This is a genomic window from Emcibacteraceae bacterium, assembly GCA_041396985.1.
Taxonomy (GTDB): domain Bacteria; phylum Pseudomonadota; class Alphaproteobacteria; order Sphingomonadales; family Emcibacteraceae; genus Pseudemcibacter.
Genome location: JAWKXO010000003.1, coordinates 353,855 through 373,510 on the forward strand (window position 1 = coordinate 353,855; position 19,656 = coordinate 373,510).

Sequence of the window (19,656 nt, forward strand, 5' to 3'; positions counted from 1 at the left end):
TATAAATTCAATTCGCCGCTGTTTCAGGATGCTCGAATGTTGGTGAAATTTTCTTAACAAAAACTTATACTGTAAGCGCTGAAAATTGCCATGTTATTTGGCAGAGAACAGAGAGGGAGTGGAAAACGGATGAGCAAAATTTATGAGAATATTGTTGAGACGGTCGGAAACACGCCGGTCGTCAAACTGAATAATCTGAGCCCGGGCAATGTCAATATTTACGCAAAGCTGGAATATTTTAATCCGATGGGGTCAGTTAAGGACCGCCTAGCTCTAGGTGTGATTACGGATGCTGAAAGGCGAGGAGAGCTTAAACCCGGTCAGACAATCGTTGAAGCAACAAGCGGTAATACGGGTATAGGTCTCGCTATGATCTGCGCGCAGCGGGGATACCCGCTTGTCATAACAATGGCGGAAAGTTTCAGCGTAGAGCGGCGCCGGTTAATGCGTTTCCTTGGGGCCAAGGTCGTTTTAACGCCGGCAGCACTTAAAGGATCCGGTATGGTTGCCAAAGCCGATGAACTCGCAAAAGAGCATGGCTGGTGGCAGTCCAAGCAGTTTGAAAATCCGGCTAACGCTGATATTCATGAAAAAACCACAGCCAGAGAAATACTGAATGATTTTGCAGAAATTGGACTTGATTACTGGATCACCGGTTTTGGTTCAGGCGGAACGGTTAATGGTGTTTCACGTGTTCTGAAAAAGGAAAGTCCCGGGACAAAAATTATTGTGGCCGAGCCTGATAATGCGCAGTTGCTCGCAAGCGGAATACCGCAAGTGCATAATGCCGATGGATCATATGCAAGCAATCACCCCGCTTTTCAGCCGCATCCGATGCAGGGATGGACGCCGGATTTTATTCCACGTCTGACTGAGCAGGCAGTCCAAAACGGAACCATTGATGATCTGATCGCTGTTTCCGGAAGTTTGGCGATGGAATGTTCAAAAAACCTAGCCCAGAAAGAAGGAATATTTGTCGGGGTTTCTGCCGGGGCAGGTTTTGCCGCAGCCCTAGAGATTGCAAAAACAGCACCGGATGGGTCAAATATTCTTGTTATGTTCCCCGATACGGGGGAGCGGTATTTAAGCACACCTTTATTTAGCTGGGTTTCCACGGATATGACCGAAGAAGAAATAGAAATTTCAAAATCAACACCAAATTACCGGTTTGATTAAAAATTCAAGGGGATAAGATTGAAATTGAACAAATCAAGGTTACACAGCCGGATTGAAGCATTAAGCAAAATTGGCAGTACCCCCGAAGGTGGTTCAAGACGCATTGCCCTGACCGATGCGGATAAAGAAGGTCGGGATCTGGTTATTTCATGGATGAAGGAAAGCGGACTTCAGGTTCAGATTGATCAGATCGGTAATATATTCGCCACTTTAAAAGGAAAGAAAAGTGGTCAGCCGATTATGACAGGGTCACATATTGATACGGTCGGAAATGGCGGGCATCTGGACGGATGTTACGGCGTACTTGCCGGGCTTGAGGTATTGGCAACTTTTGCGGATCATGGAGAAGTGCCAAATTTTGATCTGTGTGTGGCAATATTCACCAATGAAGAAGGGGTGCGGTTTCAGCCTGACATGCTTGGCTCACTTGTTTATGCCGGGGGAATGTCGATTGAAGAGGCGCATGCTATCTGCTCTACGGATGGTAAGACACTTTATGAGGAACTGATCAGAACAGGTTTTCTGGGGACAATGAAATGTGGGTCCACAATTCCGCATGCTTTTATCGAGCTTCATATAGAGCAGGGACCAATACTTGAAAGCAAAAATGATTTTATCGGCGTTGTGGAAGGCGTGCAGGGGATTTCCTGGACCGGTGTGACTTTTCGGGGCCAGTCAAATCATGCGGGAACAACCCCGATGAATTTAAGGAAAGATGCGGCTTATGCGGCCTCAAGGCTGGCAGTTTCGGTGCGTGAAATTACAAAAGAAATTGGTGAAGGGCAGGTCGGCACTGTGGGTGTCATTACACCCAAACCAAACCTGATTAATGTTGTTCCCGGTGAGGTCAATATGACAGTGGACCTTAGGAATATTGATGATGAAAAACTGAAAAAGGCGGAAAAAATTCTTCATAAGGAAATTGAAAATATCTGTCATGAAGAGAAAGTCGTGGCAGATACCGAGAAGCTTGTCAGGTTCGAGCCTGTTCAATTTGACAAGAGGATCTGTGATCTGATTGCAGAGGTCACAGAAAATGTCGGTTTTTCATATTCAAGACTTAACTCCGGTGCGGGGCATGATGCACAAATGATGGCACGACTTTGCCCGACAGCGATGATTTTTGTGCCATCAAAAGCAGGCATTAGCCATAATCCGAAAGAATATACGGACAAAAAATTTCTGGATGCTGGCGCAGATATTCTGTTTAAAATAATTAAGCGAATTGATCAGGGGGATATTTGACAACATGATTGTTAAAAATATATAGTCAATTATATTGTCAGTTCCTGTTGATAAATTTCGGCAGTTAAGTGAGGGAAAATGAAAACTGAAGCTAAAAGGCTAAACACAGTTATCCGTGATGTAAGATCCAGTTTTAATCTGCTCGGGGATCGCTCAAATGATCTATTGAAAGATCTGGAGGTTAATGCATCAATGCGTTTTGTTCTGGAAAATTTATCTGTGACGGGCGAGAAAACTGTGCCGGAGATTGCCAGATCAAAAAATGTTTCGCGTCAGCATATTCAGATCGTGGTAAATGACCTGCTTGATAAAGGGCTGGTGACAAGTCGGGCTAACCCGTCAGACAAACGCAGCCTTTTGATATCGCTCACTGAACGCGGGGATAGAATATTTTCAGAAATCTGGAACCGTGAGCTGGTTGAAGTTCAGAATTTGGCGGAATATTTCACCGCCGAAGAATTAAGGGTAACATCTAAAACGCTTCAGAAACTAAGTAAATTTCTGAGCTGAATTGGGATGTTAACTCTGACTACCCAGGAATTCAGAGATTTTGCCAAGACCGGTTTTTAAAATTTCGGCGCTGTTGGCATAGCCCATTCGTAGATACCCTTCCATATCCATAACACTTCCGGGCGTGAGCATCACGCCGGTTTCATTCAGCAGCTTGATACAAAAGTCGCGCGATCTTAAATCAAGATCATATTTAAGGAGTGCTGTTGTTCCGGATTTTGGCTTTACATATGAAATGAGCGGTTCATTTGCGACCCAATCATCTAGGATTTTTAAATTTTCCCGAGTGATTTTCTGGCTTCTGGCTATGATTTTATGTTTATTTTCAAGCGCAATGGCCGCAAAATAATCATCAATCATACTGACACTAATTGTATTATAATCCCGGTGAATTGAAATGCTCTCGAGAACCTCTCGCGGTGCTGCTACCCAGCCTACGCGAAGCCCGGCAAGCGAAAATGCTTTTGACATGCTACCGGTGCTGATCCCTTTTTCATAAATATCAGCAATTGATTTCGTGAAGCCACTTCCTTCCTGATCTGTTCCACGATAAACTTCATCACACAGGAGATAGGCGTCACACGTACGGGCAATATCCGCTATTTCATGTAACACTTCTTCACTGATTAAAGCGCCCGTCGGATTATTCGGGTTATTCACCGAAATTAATTTTGTTTTTGCGCTCACCATGCTTTTCATCTCGTCAAGGTTAGGTAAAAAGTCGTCTTCTTCACGAAGCTGGAGGATTTTGACTTTTGCCCCGAAACTTTCCGGAATAGAGTAATGCTGCTGATATGTGGGCAGAATGGTGATTACCTCGTCTTTGGGACCAACCAACGCAGAGTATACGAGTGCATTGGCGCCAATCGCACCGTGGGCAACCATAATATTTTCAGGTTTTTGGGAGTCATAGAGTGCCGAAATGGCATTTTTCAGCCTTGAGGATCCTTCAATGGCTCCATAAGTCATTTTAAGCGGTAGAAGTTCAGACAGGGCCGCTTCTTTTTTATCGGTTATTTTCAGTAGTTCATCAATTGTAAGCGATTGAACGCATGTTTCAGCTAGATTATATTTGCAATGATTTTCAAATTCATTCATCCATATTTCGACGCCAAATTCTCTTATTTTCATAACAAAACCCTTGATTAAATTTGCTTATAGATTAGGCATAATTTTTGGAATAGCAAATTTAAAATATCTGACCAATATTTAAAAATGCCGCTGTTGCACCGTCAGACCCCAGCCCGATCCCGAGATATGTCGGGCCAAGAATGGTATCTATTCCGACGAAAACGCTTGAACTCCAGCGCAGATCAGTAAGGCTTACATCTTCCCAACGGTTCCAGACATTACCAGCCTCGACCGTTCCCCCCAGATAAATTGGTGTTTCCGTCAGATATTGTGGTCCTCCTGAAATACGCCGATAGTAAATTGCCGTCAGAAGTCCGCCATGGTTACCGGTTAGCTGACCCGGTGCAAATGCTGTCAACCTCATAAATCCGCCAAGAGGAAAGAGATTTGTTTCATTCGGGTTTCCATTATAGGATGTTGCAAACAAGGGTCTGAAACCAAGAGTGTTTTTGCCCCAGCTAAAGGGGAAATATCCGCCAAATTCTACTGTATCGGCCCCGGAATCGCCGCCAAGCCAGGAAAGTGTATTTTCGCTGACAATTTCCACAACAGCGCCTGACGTTGGAAACTGGGTGTTATCCATGGTATCAATAAGAAATTCAGTGACAAACTTGGTCTTATCATAAGATACTTTTGGGATAGAAGGAAAACCAATTCTTCCTTTAACATTGCCAAATGTTTTTCTAATTCCGGCGCGTAATGTGCCCCATCGGCCAAAATTTCGTCCTGCACCTATCTGTGTGCCAAACTCTGAGATCCTGACCTGACCGAGAATGGTACCATCCCCATTATCACTTAACAGGTTTCTATTGATTTTTCCTCCACCCGCATTGGCAAATAGGTAGTATTTTTCCTTATAATCAATAGGTTGGTAAAATTCAGTGAAAAGGCTGAATTCCTGACCGACTTTGAAGAGCGTTTGCCATTCACCGCCGTAAGAATTAATTGCAAGGTTTGTGAAGCCGACGGCCAGCTGAAAATCACTTTCCCCTTCAAAATCTTCCTGTATGGCCAGCCCAAAACGAAAATAATCTTCGCCCCCTTCACGCTGCTTTGTTCTTATCTCCAGCCCTGTTTCACCATTTTCATTGAGCGTCTGATAATTCACTTCTTCGAATAATTCCAGACCATAAATCTCTGTTAAATCCTTTGATAACTGGACAGCATCTAAAATTTGCCCATCCGATTGTGTAATATGTGATCTGATGACCTGATCAGAAACGTCAGAATTATTATTAATACGGACAAAATCAATGGTCGGCGGGTCATATTTTTCTTCAGAATGATTTTTTGTATAATTATTCCAATTGCTCTGGTTCAGTCTATATTTTTTAAGATGATCAAGAACCGACAAAGCCGCCTCAACGCCTTTAGGGATCGTTTCTGTTGTAATATCAAAATCGAGAAAATCTATATCATCCAATTCAGGACGAATAAGAATATCCTCGTCTTTAAGAGTGGCAATCAGCTTGTCAGCAGTTTTGTGGCTTTGAAGCGATGTAAGCTGATCAAGAACGGAGGCGAATGATGTTATTTCCTCTTTTTTTAGAAGCGGCGTGGTGACATCAACCACGATGATAATATCGGCACCCATATCCCGGACGACATTAATAGGAATATTATTTGCGATGCCCCCGTCAACAAGTAGAGTTCCATTAAGCTCAACCGGGGGAAATAAAGCTGGGACAGTCATGCTTGCAACAATAGCGGAGGCAAGATTGCCATTTTTTAAGACGACCTCTTCACCATTCTCAAGGTTGGTGGCAACCGCCCGAAATGGAATAGAAAGTTTGCAAAAATCTTCCGTTTGTGTTTTTTTATTTAGAAGTTCAGCAAATAAAAGTCTTAAATTATTTGGGGTAATCAGTCCGCTGGGAAGTTTGATTTTTCCATCTTTAAGCCCGACTTTAAACTTGATCAGGAACCCATCATCGTCTTTTTTGCGGCGGAAAGATTTTTGTTTTCTGGGAGCACTGTTGGAGAGTGTTTCCTGCCAGTCAATATTTTTTATTATTTCTTCAAGCTCATCTGCGGAATAACCGGACGCATAAAGACCGCCGATTATGGCACCAAAGCTCGTCCCGGCAATCATATCAATTGGAATATGGTTTTCTTCAAGAACTTTTAGTACACCAACATGGGCTGCTCCACGCGCACCACCACCGGAAAGGACGAGACCAATCTTTGGTCTTTCCTTTTCTGCCAATTGTGCTTTTGCCTGTGGATAATATGCCATTACACAGCAAAGCATTATGGTGTAAATAAATTTATACAAAAAATGAATCTCCGGATTTAATTCATCTTAAAACCAATAATATACGAATACTAAATTTTTGAACTACTGATTTTTCATGCAAATGGTTCGGTGAACAGCACCGAACCATAAAGCAAAGGAAATTTAGTTATTTACTTGAATATTTTATATCACCACCAACTATTGTCATAAGCACTTTAGTGTTGATGATTTCAGCCGGATCAATGTCAAAAATATTATCACTGATAACAACCATATCAGCAAGCTTTCCTGGTTCAATGGTGCCAAGATCATTTTCCTGAAAGCCGGCATAGGCGTTATTAATGGTGTATGCCTTGACCGCCTGTTCGATGGATATTTTTTGTTCCGGCACCCAACCATCAGGATTTTTGCCGTCCAGTGTGCGACGTGTAACTGCGGCATAAATGCCACTAAGGGGTTCAAGTGGAGCAACCATCCAGTCCGATCCAAATGTGACGATGGCCCCGGCATCAAAAAGCGATTTAAACGGATAAGTGCCTGCCAGGCGCTCTTTACCTATTCGTTTTTCTGCCCACCTGCCATCATCAATTGCGTGGTAGGGCTGTACGGAGGCAATGATGCCTAATCCGGCCATTTTTTGAATGGCATCGGGGGTTAAATGCTGGGCATGTTCAATTCGCGGACGGTTGCCGGTCGCGCCAATTTCCTCAAAAATCCTGATCAGGTTATCATTTGTCTGGTCACCGATTGCGTGGACGGCCAACTGAAATCCAAGGTCATTGGCTTCGGCAAGATTTTTCTTAAGAACATCCATCTGCATCAGCGGGAAGCCGTTGGTGTCAGGTTCATCGGTATAGGGTTCATAAAACCATGCCGTCGTGCTGCCCAACGATCCGTCAGCCAGTTCCTTAACACCGCCAAAGCGCAGCCAGGTATCGCCTTTGCTTTCGCGTTCAATCATATCATGCAGCTTATGGACATTGGGAATTAGGGGAAAGTAATAAACACGGATTCTAAGGCGGCCTTCATCCTTCGCTTTTTTAAAGATCGCAATGTTATCCCAAGTGCCCATATTATGAATTTGGGTGACGCCATTTTCCAATGCTTCCTGAATGCCGGCATCAAATGTTCTTGTCGCCTGGGCCGTGGTCATTGGCGGAACAATGCTATATACCGCATTCATAGCGTTATCTTTAAGAACGCCCGTTGGTTCGCCATTTTCATCACGGACAATCAGGCCGCCTTCCGGGTCGGGTGTGTCTTTTGTAATTCCGGCAAGTTTTAAGACAAGTGAATTGACAATGGCCATATGGCCGTCAGTACGCAGCAGGAAAAGGGGGTTGTTCGGTGTATATTCGTCAATCCATTCCTTCTTAGGAAGTTGTCCTTCCCAGGCTTCATGATCCCAAAGCCCACCAGTAATCCATTCTCCCTCCGGGGCAGATGCCGCATAGTTTTTTACCGTTTCTATAAATTCGGCAGAACTTTTAGTGCCCTGCGTTTTAATGCCGAGAAGTGATGCCGAGCCATCCATAAAATGTGTGTGATTATCAATAAAGCCGGGCAGAACCAATTTTCCGGATACATCAATGACTTCAGCGCCTGGATGATCGTTTTTAAGTTCAGATCCGCCGACAGCAATAATCCGGTCATCCTTCATAACGACGGTTTCCGCCCAGGGTTGGTCAGCATTTCCGGTCCATACTTTGGCGTTTATCATTATTTTTTCATTTGAAGCGGCTTGTTGATTATTTTTGTCTGTCTCGGCAGATGAGCAGGCAGCAATCGTTAATAATCCTATACTCAATATTATTTTTATAAATTTATCCATTTTAAAAAAATCCATCTGGTTTATTTCCATGCGGCTTTTGCGAGTCCGTCCCTCCTGGGGTCCGCGGCACCATGCCATTTTCCGTTTTCGATCGCAAGGGCATGAACCCCGCCAAAATAGGGGTCATACTGGCTGTCTGATACACCGTAAGCCGGTCTTTTCAGATTATAACCATATTTTGCCAGCCCGGAAAGGAGCTCATTTGAAATATTTGGCCCTTCTATATAGGCCTGATCGTCGGGAACGACATGTACCCGGTAAGCCCCGACGGCTTTTTCAATATTTTTATCCACATCTATCCAGTAACTTGTGACCTGGGCGACAGCAGAAATAATCCGTGCGCTGGCCGGGCTGCCCAGGACCATGACCGGTTCCCCATCTTTCTTTACAATTGTGCCTGTCATCGAACTTAAGGGCATTTCATTTTGTTTGAGGACATAGGGGGAGCCGTCATCATTTAACCGGAATGACTGCATATAGTTATTATACAGAAACCCGAGTGTCGGATGAGCGACAAGCGCGCCAAAATAATTATCAATACTTTGGGTGACGGCGACAGCATTGCCGTCCCCATCGACAATGGAAAAATGTGTGGTTTCACCGCCTTTGCCGTTTTTATAATGATCCAGCATTTTAGCGGCCTGTTCCTTTGACAGTTTTATGCTGATATCGTCATCATAATCATAAAAATTTGGTACCGGGTCATGTGCCCTGGTACCGTGACCAAGTCGCATGGCATTAAGCAGGGCAATCCTTCTCTTTGCATTATCCTCTTCTATCGCTTTGGGCGTTTCTGCTTCAAGAATATTTAATATCTGCATCATGATCCAGCCACCAAATGGTGGCGGTAAGGAGATCACCTCATAACCGCGGTAATTTGATCTAAGGGCGGGAACAATTTTCGGATCCTTGAAGTTGGCCAGATCGTCATAAGTAATCCAGCCACCATTTTCAGCCATATCAGCCGCTATTTCGCGGGCCATATCCCCTTTATAAAATTCATCCGCCCCTTTTTCTGCTATCCGCGCTAATGTTTTCGCCATCAGCGGTTGTTTGAAGACTTCCTCGATCTGATAAGCGCTACCATCAGGCTTTAAAAAAATATCGGCAGCCGCTTTTTGTCCTTTAAGCCCCATGCCGTAATGGCTGAATGCGCGGTAGCGAAAAGGACCGACCACAAAACCATCTTTATAAAGCTCAACGGCCGGGTTCACCAGTTCCTTCCAGCTCAGCTTGCCGCTTCCATATTTTTTGTGGGTAAAGGAAAGCACTTTAAGATTGGATGGAATTGTTGATGCTGTTCGCCCTCCAACCAGTTGATCTCTTGTCACTTGCTCAGGAATTTGTGCCGGTGATAATGTGCTTCCCTGAATAACAAAAGGTTCACCATTCTTGGGTTGGACCAGCATGACGGTCTGGCCAAATATTCCCGATCCTGCCGGTTCCGACGCGCCTAACGCCAGAGATACGGCAACGGCCGCATCAAAAGCGTTACCGCCTTTTTCAAGGACAGTTACCCCGGCATTGGTTGCTTCCGGAGACGCTGATACAACATAGCCGGCAAAATTCTTGGTTTGCGCAAAAGTTGATGAAGTAATGAAAGCAAGCAAATAAATTAAGGCAACTGCCCTGCAATAACGAAACATATCTTTCCCCTTTACTTGATATGTTAGTTATCATTCATTCTTACTCATAATGCAATGCATTAATCGGGTTGGTTTTGGCGATATTAAATGCATGTGTCGCAACCGTCGCCCATGATAGTAAAAGTCCGCAAATACCGGCCCCCAGCAGCATGCCGTAAGGCAGACCAATACGCTCCGCAAAAAATTCCAGATAACGGCCAGATGCTAAATAAGCCAGTATTAAAGCAATTGGTGTTGCCCAAAGAACCGGGGTTGAGAATTGCCATATCAGAAGTCTTATAATCTGATTGTTACTGGCTCCCAGAACTTTTCTAATGCCGATTTCCTTGGTTCGCTGCTCGGCCATAAAGGCCGCCAGTCCAAACAGGCCTATTGCGGCAAGGAAAAGGGCAACAAAAGCAAAAGCCGCCAGTGATTTGGTTCCCATATCGAAAATCATATAGACCAACTGGAAGGTTTCATTTAGAAATTTACCCTGCATCGGATAATCGGGGTAAACGTCCTGCCATACTTCTTCAATATCCTTAACGACGCTGACAGGGGCATTTTTTGATATTTTTATCGATGCCAGCCGATAAGACGCATCGCGCATGAAAAAGAAGAATGGTTTGACACTGTTAAAAAGACCAAGAATATTTCGGTCCGCCATAACACCGACAATGGTATAGGTGGTTATACCTTTTTCCTTTTCATCTTCGTAGAATACCTGGTTTAGCGCTGCTTCCGGCGTGCTGAACCCTAAGGCTTTTGCCGCCGTTTCATTGACCAGAACATTCACTGCTCCACGGGCTCTTATGTGGGTGTCCATGGCAATGTCTTTGGATATATTCCTGCCAGCGACCATGGGAATATCGTAGGTACTGACAAAATGATCATCAATATTCAGCTGGTTTATAGTCACTGTCTGATTAAAATCATTGAGGATTTTTGACGCCCTGATGGTGCTGTTCGTCTGTTCATAGGGTACCTGTGAAGACAAGGTGAAGTCATCAACATAAGGGATGCTCAGCATTTCATTTCTAAGAACCTCATGACGGTCTGTCATCTGATCAACATTAATACGGTCCAGGGTATAAACCTGATCCTTGGGAAATATTCTGCTACTTTCCTCAACTTTTTCATTTTGGGCATAAACCACAAGTACCATTGCCAGAATACAAACCGAAAAAGTAAATTGTACGCTTATCATGATCGCTCTGATAATAGTCGCGGCTTTTCCCTTGCGGGCAGTATCCCTCAATGCTTCAATCGGGTTTGTTTTGGTAATGACATATGCGGGATATGAACCGGATAGTATTCCCACGACCAATGTCGTCAATAGCAGCCATGGTAATGTGCTCAGATAATTGATGCTGAGAATTTTACCGGTGGCCGAGTTGAATAAAGGTATAATCAGCTCAAGAGCTGCCAGGGCCAGTATCATTGCAAATAACGTAATGGTTAAACTTTCGACAATAAACTGCAGGAGCAGTTGAAATTGCCCGGCACCAAGCGTTTTTCTAAGGCCTACTTCGCGGGCACGACCCATGGACTGTGCCGTTGCAAGATTTGTATAATTAACACAGGCGATAATAAGAACCATTATTCCCAGCACTTTTACAACCGTTATGACGGGAATACCGAGCATGTCCCAGATCGCCGTATTGGCATCGGCGAGGGAGTGTACTTCAAAGCTATCCAGAAATTCTTTCTGTTCATCCGGCATATGTCTTTCATAAATACCATCCATTTGAGTTTGCAGCCATGCCCGGTCGAGAGAGGGAGGAAGCAGGATATAGGTCATGTTTCCTGAAGAGGTATTGCCCCAGTTTGTGTCAGGCTGAAATTCTGTAATACGTTCCATCGCCCTCATGGGGATCAGGATTCCAAGTGGGGTACCCATGACAATCTGGGAATTAAAATGAGAGTTTTTGGGAATATCGCGGATGACTGCCATAACTGTAAGGTCATACTCATGATCCAGGGTAATAGATTTCCCTATTGGATTTTCATTGCCAAAATATTTTTTGGCTTCCATATCGGTTATGACTATGCCGTTTGAACCATCCAGTGCAGTTGCGTCGCCCTGGATAAAATCAAAATCAAAAATTTTCAGAAGTTCGGGATCTGCGAACCGTACTCTTTGATAATAATTATCTTCCCCGACAGAAATCAGGAATTCCCGTAAAATAGTTCTTGCCACTGCTTCTACATCGGGAAGTTCCGTTTTGATGAGCGGGCCAACAGCAGACTGGACTGTATCAATTTGCGAAACGCCGATATTGGCCTGGGAACTAACATTACCCCGTAAGGTATAAATGCGGTCAAAATTCTTAAAAAATGAATCATGTGAATATTCATAATCATAAAACAGGCCCCCAAACAAATATATAGCCAAACCAATGGATAAGCCTAGAACATTGATGATGGCGTAAAGTTTGTTTTTTAGGATGCTTCTGATCGCTATTTTTACATAATTGCTGAACATTTTTTTCTCTTTGTTTATTTTACGTTATTCACTCTTCAGAGAGTATATTGGATTTACACTGGCGGCGGACCAGGCGCGTAGCGCCGTTGTTGCGTAGGCAAGGACGAAAGCCGTTAGGCCCGCGATCAGATAAGGTGTTAAAGACATGTCAATGCGGTAACTGAAACCGGACAGCCAGTCGTTCATCATCAGCCAGGCAGCCGGCCAGGCAATAATATTTGCGACGATGACCAGCTTGGAAAGCTCCCAGGACAGCATAGTCACAATATTAAGAATTGATGCGCCAAGGACCTTACGAATACCTATTTCCTTTGTACGACGTTCAGCAATGAATGATGCAAGGCCATAAAGACCGATACAGGCAATCATTGCTGCTATTCCGGCAAAGCCAATAAACATTCTGAAAACGCGGCCTTCAACGGCATAGAAGGAAGCATAATCCTCTTCCAGGAACGAACGGCGGATCGGGTAGGACGGAACATGCTGCTGCCAAGTGCTGTCGATCAGCTTAACTGTCTGGTTTAAATTTCCTTTTGTAGCCTTCACGATCATTACATTGGCACCTGCCGTTAACATAAATGATAGTGCTGCTGGTTCGGACCGAATTGAGCTGTAATGTGCATCTTCAACAATGCCGACAATATTAAAGTTAAGTCTGTAATCGGTGCCGTCATCTGAAAAAGCACTATATACCTGTTGACCAACAGCATCATTTGGATCTGTCCAGCCAGCCTGTTTAGCAGCCGTTTCATTAAGGATTAGCCCGCCTTCAACTGTTGGGGCTTCCTTACTTATATCCGGCAGAAAATCCCCGCGGAATTCATCACTTAAGGCGCGTCCGGCAACCATCTTCATTCCCAATGTATCAAAATAGCCGTCACTCACTCCGATCCGCCGGGTTATGATTTGAAAATCCGGACTTTCTCCTTCCTTCTGGAATGATGAACCGTCGAAAAGATCTTCGGTTGGTATAATGGTGCCGCTGGAAACGGAGACAACGAGCGGGTTTGAGACCAATTCATCATGCATTGTCTGATATGCGTCACTGGCTTCCTGATTATTCAGGCGGACAACAACGACGTCCTCAGGTAGGTATCCGAGCGGTTTGTTGAGGGCAAAATCAATTTGCCTGTTTACAACGCCTGTTGCTGAAATTAGACCGATGGCAATTGAAAACTGGAGAATAACAAGTCCGGCCCTTAATTTTGAAGAACCGATCCCGTCAAAAACACGCCCCTGAAGGGCTTTTGCCGGAAGGATGCCTGACACAAACAGGGCAGGATAAAGACCAGATAATATACCGACAAGAAAAGTCGTTAAAATCAGGCTACTTATGAAACCACCACTATATATTGGGTCTGCGGTCAAGGGTACGCCGAGCATTGATCCAAAGAAAGGCGCAAATATTTCAACAATAACGAGCGACACGGCGAGGGCGATCAGGGCCATGACTGTTGATTCAATAATGAACTGCAGGGCTATTTGCTGGCGGGTGGCCCCCAGCACCTTGCGCACGCCAACTTCTTTAACACGGTTGCTGCTCTGGGCAATTTGCATATTGATAAAATTAAATGTTGCGATAATCAGCGTCAGTAGGGCGACAAAACCGAATATTGTGATATCAGATTTTTGGCGTGCGGGTTTGGAGAGCCCGGTCACAGTATCCTTCACGGTCATTTCATTCTGAAGTTCCGTATTAAAATGGATATCACTTAACGGCTGTGCATGTACGGCGATATTATTGGCAAAATCACCGCCTATATTGTTTTTGATATAGTCGTAAGCTTTTTGGGCAAAAGCGTCACCGGATATATTCGGGGAAAGCCTAACATAATGATAAAGCTGATCGGAAAAATTTCTTTCCCAGAAATTCGGGGAATTCCAGATTACCGGAAGCATTTCCATATTAATAAAAATATTGGAAACCTGATGAGAATTGCTTTTGTTATTGTCAACAATGGCCGTGACCTGAAAATCATATTTTCCGTCCAGGGTAAAACTTTTTCCGATCGCCTCTTCCCCGGGGAATAGTAGTTCTGCTGCGGCTTCTGTCAGAACGGCATTATTTAAATTGGAAAGGGCAGTTACAATTGATCCGCTTTCTACTTTGTAGGAAAAGAAATCAAAGAAATTGGGATCAACGAAACTGATGGTCTGGTATTGTTTTTCGTCTCCGATGCTAAGCAGTCTTTCCGATAATGTAATCCTGGTCAGGTCTTCGACATCACCCGGATAGGCTTCAACGATATTTTTGGATAATGGATTGAAAAAAGTGGCAAAGCGGCCGCCTGAAGTCGTGCTTTCCCAGTTTAGCCGGTAAACACGGTCACTGCCCATTACGGCTTTATCAAACGACGTTTCGTGTGCAACAAAAAGAATGATCAGAATGGACACGGCTAAACCAACTGCCAGTCCGATTATATTGATGGCACTATAAAGTCTGAATTTCAGTATATTACGAAATGACATATTTAAATAATTGGCAAACATTCTATTCTCCTATTCATATCTTAGTGCGTTAATGGGGTTGGATCGGGCGACCCGGATTGAATTACCGGCGACAGTGATCCAGGCAATCAGCAGCGCGCCAATACCGGCAATGATACAGAAGGCAATAACAAAAATATTATCAATGCGGTAAGAGAAGCCCTCTAACCATTTTACCATAAAGTAAAATGAAAACGGCCATGCAATGAGGTTGGCAAGGATGACCGGTTTGGAAAATTGCCAGATCAGGAGCCTAACCACGTCAAAGACGCTGGCCCCCATGACTTTACGGATGCCGATTTCTTTTATTCTTCTGTCGGCAGTAAAGCTTGCAAGCCCGTATAGCCCAAGGCTTGAGATGACAATAGCAAGAGAAGCGAAAATAAGGAATAAACGGCCCTGTTCCTGATCAGCCTTATATTGCTCCATAATTTTATCATCAAGAAAAGTCTGACTCATTGGCACCTGCGGGAAAAGCTCGCGCCAGATGTCGTTGATATTTTTGACGAGTGTGTCAATGTTTTGGGTTGAGTATTTAATGGTCAGTTTATTGTAAAATTCCTGATCGATATAGTAAAAGGTCGGATTGGTCGTTTCGCGCGTTGTCTGTAGATACAGATCAGGAATGACCCCGACGATGGTGTAGGCAACTTCATCAATAAGCTGCTTGCCCAGCGCACCATCAGCGTCTTTAAAGCCCAGTTTGGTAACGGCGGATTCGTTAATTAGGATATTGCCGTTTTTTTGCGGCTCTCCATAAAGCCGGGCGATGTCATCTCCTCTGTCGAGCGAAAGATTGCGGCCTTTGTCCAGCTTTATGCCATAAGTCGCCAGATAATCCGGGTCGATACTTTCAATGCGCAGCAAAATGGGGTCACTTTTCCTGCCATCCACATCGCTGAATCCGATAAGGGCGACCATACGGTCTGCGGGAACGACGGAGCTTAATGTTGCTTGCTTAATCTCGGGAAGCTCAAGAAGCCGGTTTTTAAGGATTTGCGCCTTACCTATGACAAGCGGATCATTAATATGGTCGAGAACCAGTAAATTTTCCTTATCGAACCCTGCATCACGGTTGATGCTATAAGTAAGCTGTGAATAGACAACCAAAGCACAGACTATCAGCGAAATGCAGATGGTGAACTGGGCAATCACCAGAAATGTTCTGAATTTTAGCGACCCGACCGGTTCTGCGCGGCCGGCAGCTAGGATGCGACTGGGTCTGAAGCCTGACATAATAAAGGCAGGGTGGGCACCGGCCCCGAGGGCAACAAGTAAAGTCAGAATAATGAGGGACGCTAATGTAATCGGCGAATGCAATGCCCCTATTTCCATCACTTTATCAATAAGGATATTATAATATGGCAGGATAATTTCAACCATGACCATTGCCAGCAGAAAGGCGGTAAAGGCCATTAACGCCGCTTCGCTTAAGAACTGGATGATAATATCATTCCTCTGTGCGCCGAGCACTTTTCTCAAGGCAACTTCCTTTGCCCGAAGGCTGGCACGGGCGGTGGACAGGTTCATAAAATTAAAACAGGCGATGATCAGGATCATTACGGCGATCAGCAGGAAAGACACTATTGTGGTCATGCTGCCTTTTGGCTTGATCCGCGCGGTGGGCGATCCTTTTAAATGAATATCCGTTAGCGGTACAAGACGCAGGTTCCAGCGCTTACTAGGAACAATCTGATCGTTGGGCCTTGGGCCCCGTCGGTCGAGAAAAGCGGGGAACCGTTCCGCTACTCTATCCATAGAAAGGCCCGGCTTTAATTTGACATAGATATATGTGCCGATTTCAAACCAGTCATCAAGCAGGGAAGGGCGCTCGTCACGTTTTGGTAATTCGTTGTAACTGAGCGGGATCGCAATATCGAGATTAAAATGTGTTGTGCGCGGTAAATCGGCAAAAACGGCGGTAACCCGGTAACGATGATCATTGCTGAAAATAAGTTCCCTGCCGACGGCATCGGTGGAGCCAAAATATTTCAGGGCCAGTTTCTTGGATATTACCGCGGAAGTTGGGTCCATCAAGGCAGAGGCTATTGAACCTTTTAAAAAGGGGACTTCAAAAACCTGGAAAAAGTTATTATCCACAAAGGCGACATTTTCTGAAAAATAATCATTCCCCTTTTGGATATTACGGTCCTGATAGGTCAGGCGGGCAGATTGTTCAACCTCCGGAAAATCAGCGTCAATAAAGGGTTTTAGCGGCCCCATTGTTGCGGCAAGCTCGAATGTTTTTGTTGATGGCGGATGACTGATAAGTTCCAGACGGAAAATCCTGTCATTATTTTTAAACCATTTATCGAAGCTAAGCTCATCCTTTACGAAAAGCATGATCAGGATACAGGTGGCAAATCCCACGGCAAGCCCGAAAATATTAATTGCGCTGAAAAGCTTGTGCTTTAAAATATTGCGGCTGGCGCTGATCATGTAATTGCTCAGTTTCATCATTCGTACCTTAATGCTTTAATTGGATTTGCCCTTGCGACCCGCATACTGTTGCCGGCAACAGTTATCCACGCAATCATCAGTGCGGCTATTCCGGAAATGGCACAAAAGCCCAGAATGAATATGCTTTCTATTCGATAGGCAAAGCCCTCGAGCCAAATTGACATGGCATAATATGATACAGGCCATGCGATTAAATTTGCTAACATCACAGGTTTTGAGAATTGCCAGACCAAAAGCTTGACGATGTCATAAACAGTTGCCCCCATGACCTTACGAATGCCAATTTCCTTGGTACGCCGTTCGGCTGTAAAGCTGGCAAGTCCATATAGTCCCAGACTGGCTATTAAAATTGCAAGGGCGGAAAATGCGACAAACATTGTCATTTCGCCCTGTTCGGTATGATATTGCTCTTCCAACTGATCTACAGCATAATTATAACTGAACGGGATACTTGGTATTTCTCTTTTCCAAATAGTGTGTGCCTGATTAACTATCGCTAAGGAATCCCCGCTATATTTAAGGGTAATATATCTTGCACTTTCGGGTATAAGCTCAAAGACTTCCGGTCTGATTTCTTTCTTAAGACTGTCGAGGTGAATATCCGGAATGACGCCAATTATCTGATATTCCTGTATAAGATTTTTATCATTATCTTGGATGTTTCGGTATAATATTTTGCCTAATGCATTTTGCGGATTTGAAAACCCGAACTTTTTAACGCCTGTTTCATTTATGATCAGGGACGCAGGGAACCTTCTTCCAGTCTTTAATTCATCTATTTCGGATCCCCGATCATTTTTAGTGTCATCGTAATAACGCCCGGCGAGGAGAGGGATGCGATAAGTTTCAAAATAATTATATCCAATTTGACGAACACCAATTTGTAAATTTTCAGAAGAGGTCATTTCCGGAGTTCGCAGTCCAATATTATCTTCAGAGTATTTTCCGGGAGCGTCATCTGACCATGTGACATTTATAACATTAGGGAGACGTTTAAATTCATCGATTAACAGATTCAGTTTTTTATCTGCTTCGTCTCTGTTTAGATTGTTAATGATCAGCAGATTTTCTTTATTGAAGCCAAGTTCAAAATTCTGTGTATAGAGCACCTGACCATAAACCACTGCTGTTGAAACAAATAGGGTAATGGATACGGCGAATTGGAATATTACCAGCGCGGCCCTTAATTTGACAGAATGTCCGTTTTCTGATGATTTATTAGTTTTCAAAATTTCGGCAGGACGAAATTTTGATAAGATTAATGCGGGGTATGTCCCGCCTAAAATGCCAACAATTGAAGCAAAAAGTATAATTAAAAATAAATCTGAAGATGTATAGTTTAAAGCAAGATTTTTTCCGATAATTTCATTGTAAAATGGCAGAACCATCTCAACAATTACAACGGAAACAAAGAGAGCTAAAAAGGTAATGAATATAGATTCTCCAATGAATTGAGCCACCAGGTTTTTACGCGACGCACCTAATACTTTTCGCAGGCTTACTTCTTTAGCGCGCTGACTGGCCCGTGCAATGCTAAGGTTCATAAAGTTGATGCTGGCAATGATTAATATAAGCGCTGCAACCGCTGAAAAGGTAAGAACAATATTGATGCTTCCTCTATCACGAAACTCACCTTTTCCCTGCGCTTTCAGATGAAGGTCGCGAATATTTTGCGAACTTAAAATTATTGATTTTGAGTTGGGTTCTCCGATGTTTGAGCTCGGAAAGTTCCTATCAATAAATGCAGGCATCTGATCATTTATGTCTTGAATGTCAGCGTTTGGACTTACTGAAAAATAAAGATGCGAATTTGACGAGAACCAGTTGTCAAACATCCAGGGCTGATCTAGCCATTCATTTTCTACTATGGATACCATAGCGGAAACATTTACCTGACTATTTTCAGGCATATCTTCAATAACTGCACTTACAATAAACTCACGTTCAAAAGCGTCAGCATTGACTGTTAGGGTTTTTCCAAGGGCATTTTCATGCGGAAATAACTTTTCCGCTAAAGTATGGTTTAATACGATGTTGTTTTGGTTCTCTAATGTATTTTCAAGATTTCCATCAAGAGTTTTAAAGTCAAATATTTTCACAAAGGAAGGATCAACAAGACTGACAACTTCTTCGTAATTTAGATCCCCTATACTCATTGTGGCGCGAGTGTTTGATATTCGTGCCGCTTCTTCCACTTGTGGAAAATCTTTCTTTAACGCATGTACAATTGGTCCGGAAACCATAGTAAATACCAAAGGTTCACGACCAGCAGGTAAAAAGGTTTGGTGCATACGGTAAATATTGTCAGCGTTTTTCCAAAATTTATCATATGAAAGCTCATCGCGCACAAATAGTGAAATTAATATAACTGCAGCAAGGCCAATAGAGAGCCCAAAAATATTTATCGTACTGAACAGCTTGTGCTTTAAAATATTGCGGCTGGCGCTGATCATATAATTGCTCAGTT

Annotated in this window: 11 protein-coding genes; 3 read left to right on the forward strand and 8 right to left on the reverse strand. The window is 43.8% G+C overall.

The features are described 5' to 3' along the window. The first annotated feature begins 129 nt into the window (after window positions 1-129). The 3 genes from cysK to R3D86_09855 all read left to right on the forward strand — a co-directional run bounded on the left by cysK (window position 130) and on the right by R3D86_09855 (window position 2,931). On the forward strand, window positions 130-1,176 hold the full coding sequence (gene cysK, locus R3D86_09845) for a cysteine synthase A (GenBank protein ID MEZ5758509.1): 1,047 nt from the start codon (window positions 130-132) through the stop codon (window positions 1,174-1,176). Between the two features lie 18 nt (window positions 1,177-1,194). Further along, window positions 1,195-2,421 carry a M20 family metallo-hydrolase gene (locus R3D86_09850; GenBank protein MEZ5758510.1) on the forward strand — a complete coding sequence of 409 codons (1,227 nt, stop codon included), beginning with the start codon at window positions 1,195-1,197 and terminating at the stop codon, window positions 2,419-2,421. A 78-nt stretch (window positions 2,422-2,499) separates the two neighbouring features. Continuing rightward, complete coding sequence (locus tag R3D86_09855; protein MEZ5758511.1) at window positions 2,500-2,931, forward strand: MarR family transcriptional regulator; 432 nt, start codon at window positions 2,500-2,502, stop codon at window positions 2,929-2,931. A 9-nt stretch (window positions 2,932-2,940) separates the two neighbouring features. On the opposite strand, the gene R3D86_09860 is transcribed toward R3D86_09855, so the two are convergent. The 8 genes from R3D86_09860 to R3D86_09895 form a co-directional block, all read right to left on the reverse strand. Continuing rightward, on the reverse strand, window positions 2,941-4,062 hold the full coding sequence (locus tag R3D86_09860) for an aminotransferase (protein MEZ5758512.1): 1,122 nt from the start codon (window positions 4,060-4,062) through the stop codon (window positions 2,941-2,943). A gap of 58 nt (window positions 4,063-4,120) precedes the next feature. Beyond that, window positions 4,121-6,337 (reverse strand): patatin-like phospholipase family protein, encoded by a 2,217-nt coding sequence (locus tag R3D86_09865; protein ID MEZ5758513.1) that lies wholly within the window; start codon window positions 6,335-6,337, stop codon window positions 4,121-4,123. Window positions 6,338-6,464: 127 nt separating this feature from the next. Then, entirely contained in the window at window positions 6,465-8,129 is a 1,665-nt protein-coding gene (locus R3D86_09870) for an amidohydrolase (protein MEZ5758514.1), read from the reverse strand. Between the two features lie 20 nt (window positions 8,130-8,149). Continuing rightward, on the reverse strand, window positions 8,150-9,775 hold the full coding sequence (locus R3D86_09875; protein ID MEZ5758515.1) for a gamma-glutamyltransferase: 1,626 nt from the start codon (window positions 9,773-9,775) through the stop codon (window positions 8,150-8,152). A 40-nt stretch (window positions 9,776-9,815) separates the two neighbouring features. Beyond that, window positions 9,816-12,242 (reverse strand): FtsX-like permease family protein, encoded by a 2,427-nt coding sequence (locus R3D86_09880; protein MEZ5758516.1) that lies wholly within the window; start codon window positions 12,240-12,242, stop codon window positions 9,816-9,818. 24 nt (window positions 12,243-12,266) lie between these two features. Continuing rightward, on the reverse strand, window positions 12,267-14,732 hold the full coding sequence (locus R3D86_09885; GenBank protein ID MEZ5758517.1) for an ABC transporter permease: 2,466 nt from the start codon (window positions 14,730-14,732) through the stop codon (window positions 12,267-12,269). A gap of 9 nt (window positions 14,733-14,741) precedes the next feature. Further along, the gene (locus R3D86_09890; protein MEZ5758518.1) at window positions 14,742-17,189 is read right to left on the reverse strand and encodes an ABC transporter permease; all 2,448 of its coding nucleotides are present in this window, start codon (window positions 17,187-17,189) and stop codon (window positions 14,742-14,744) included. Next, on the reverse strand, window positions 17,186-19,642 hold the full coding sequence (locus R3D86_09895; GenBank protein MEZ5758519.1) for an ABC transporter permease: 2,457 nt from the start codon (window positions 19,640-19,642) through the stop codon (window positions 17,186-17,188). Before R3D86_09895 ends, R3D86_09890 begins: the two co-directional genes overlap by 4 nt. Window positions 19,643-19,656 lie beyond the last annotated feature (14 nt).

Bases quoted from the DNA above. Each gene is read 5' to 3' on its own strand.
- cysK (MEZ5758509.1), top strand. From the start codon at position 130: ATGAGCAAAATTTATGAGAATATTGTTGAGACGGTCGGAAACACGCCG.
- R3D86_09855 (MEZ5758511.1), top strand. From the start codon at position 2,500: ATGAAAACTGAAGCTAAAAGGCTAAACACAGTTATCCGTGATGTAAGA.
- R3D86_09860 (MEZ5758512.1), bottom strand. From the start codon at position 4,062: ATGAAAATAAGAGAATTTGGCGTCGAAATATGGATGAATGAATTTGAA.
- R3D86_09870 (MEZ5758514.1), bottom strand. From the start codon at position 8,129: ATGGATAAATTTATAAAAATAATATTGAGTATAGGATTATTAACGATT.
- R3D86_09875 (MEZ5758515.1), bottom strand. From the start codon at position 9,775: ATGTTTCGTTATTGCAGGGCAGTTGCCTTAATTTATTTGCTTGCTTTC.
- R3D86_09880 (MEZ5758516.1), bottom strand. From the start codon at position 12,242: ATGTTCAGCAATTATGTAAAAATAGCGATCAGAAGCATCCTAAAAAAC.
- R3D86_09885 (MEZ5758517.1), bottom strand. From the start codon at position 14,732: ATGTTTGCCAATTATTTAAATATGTCATTTCGTAATATACTGAAATTC.
- R3D86_09890 (MEZ5758518.1), bottom strand. From the start codon at position 17,189: ATGATGAAACTGAGCAATTACATGATCAGCGCCAGCCGCAATATTTTA.
- R3D86_09895 (MEZ5758519.1), bottom strand. From the start codon at position 19,642: ATGATCAGCGCCAGCCGCAATATTTTAAAGCACAAGCTGTTCAGTACG.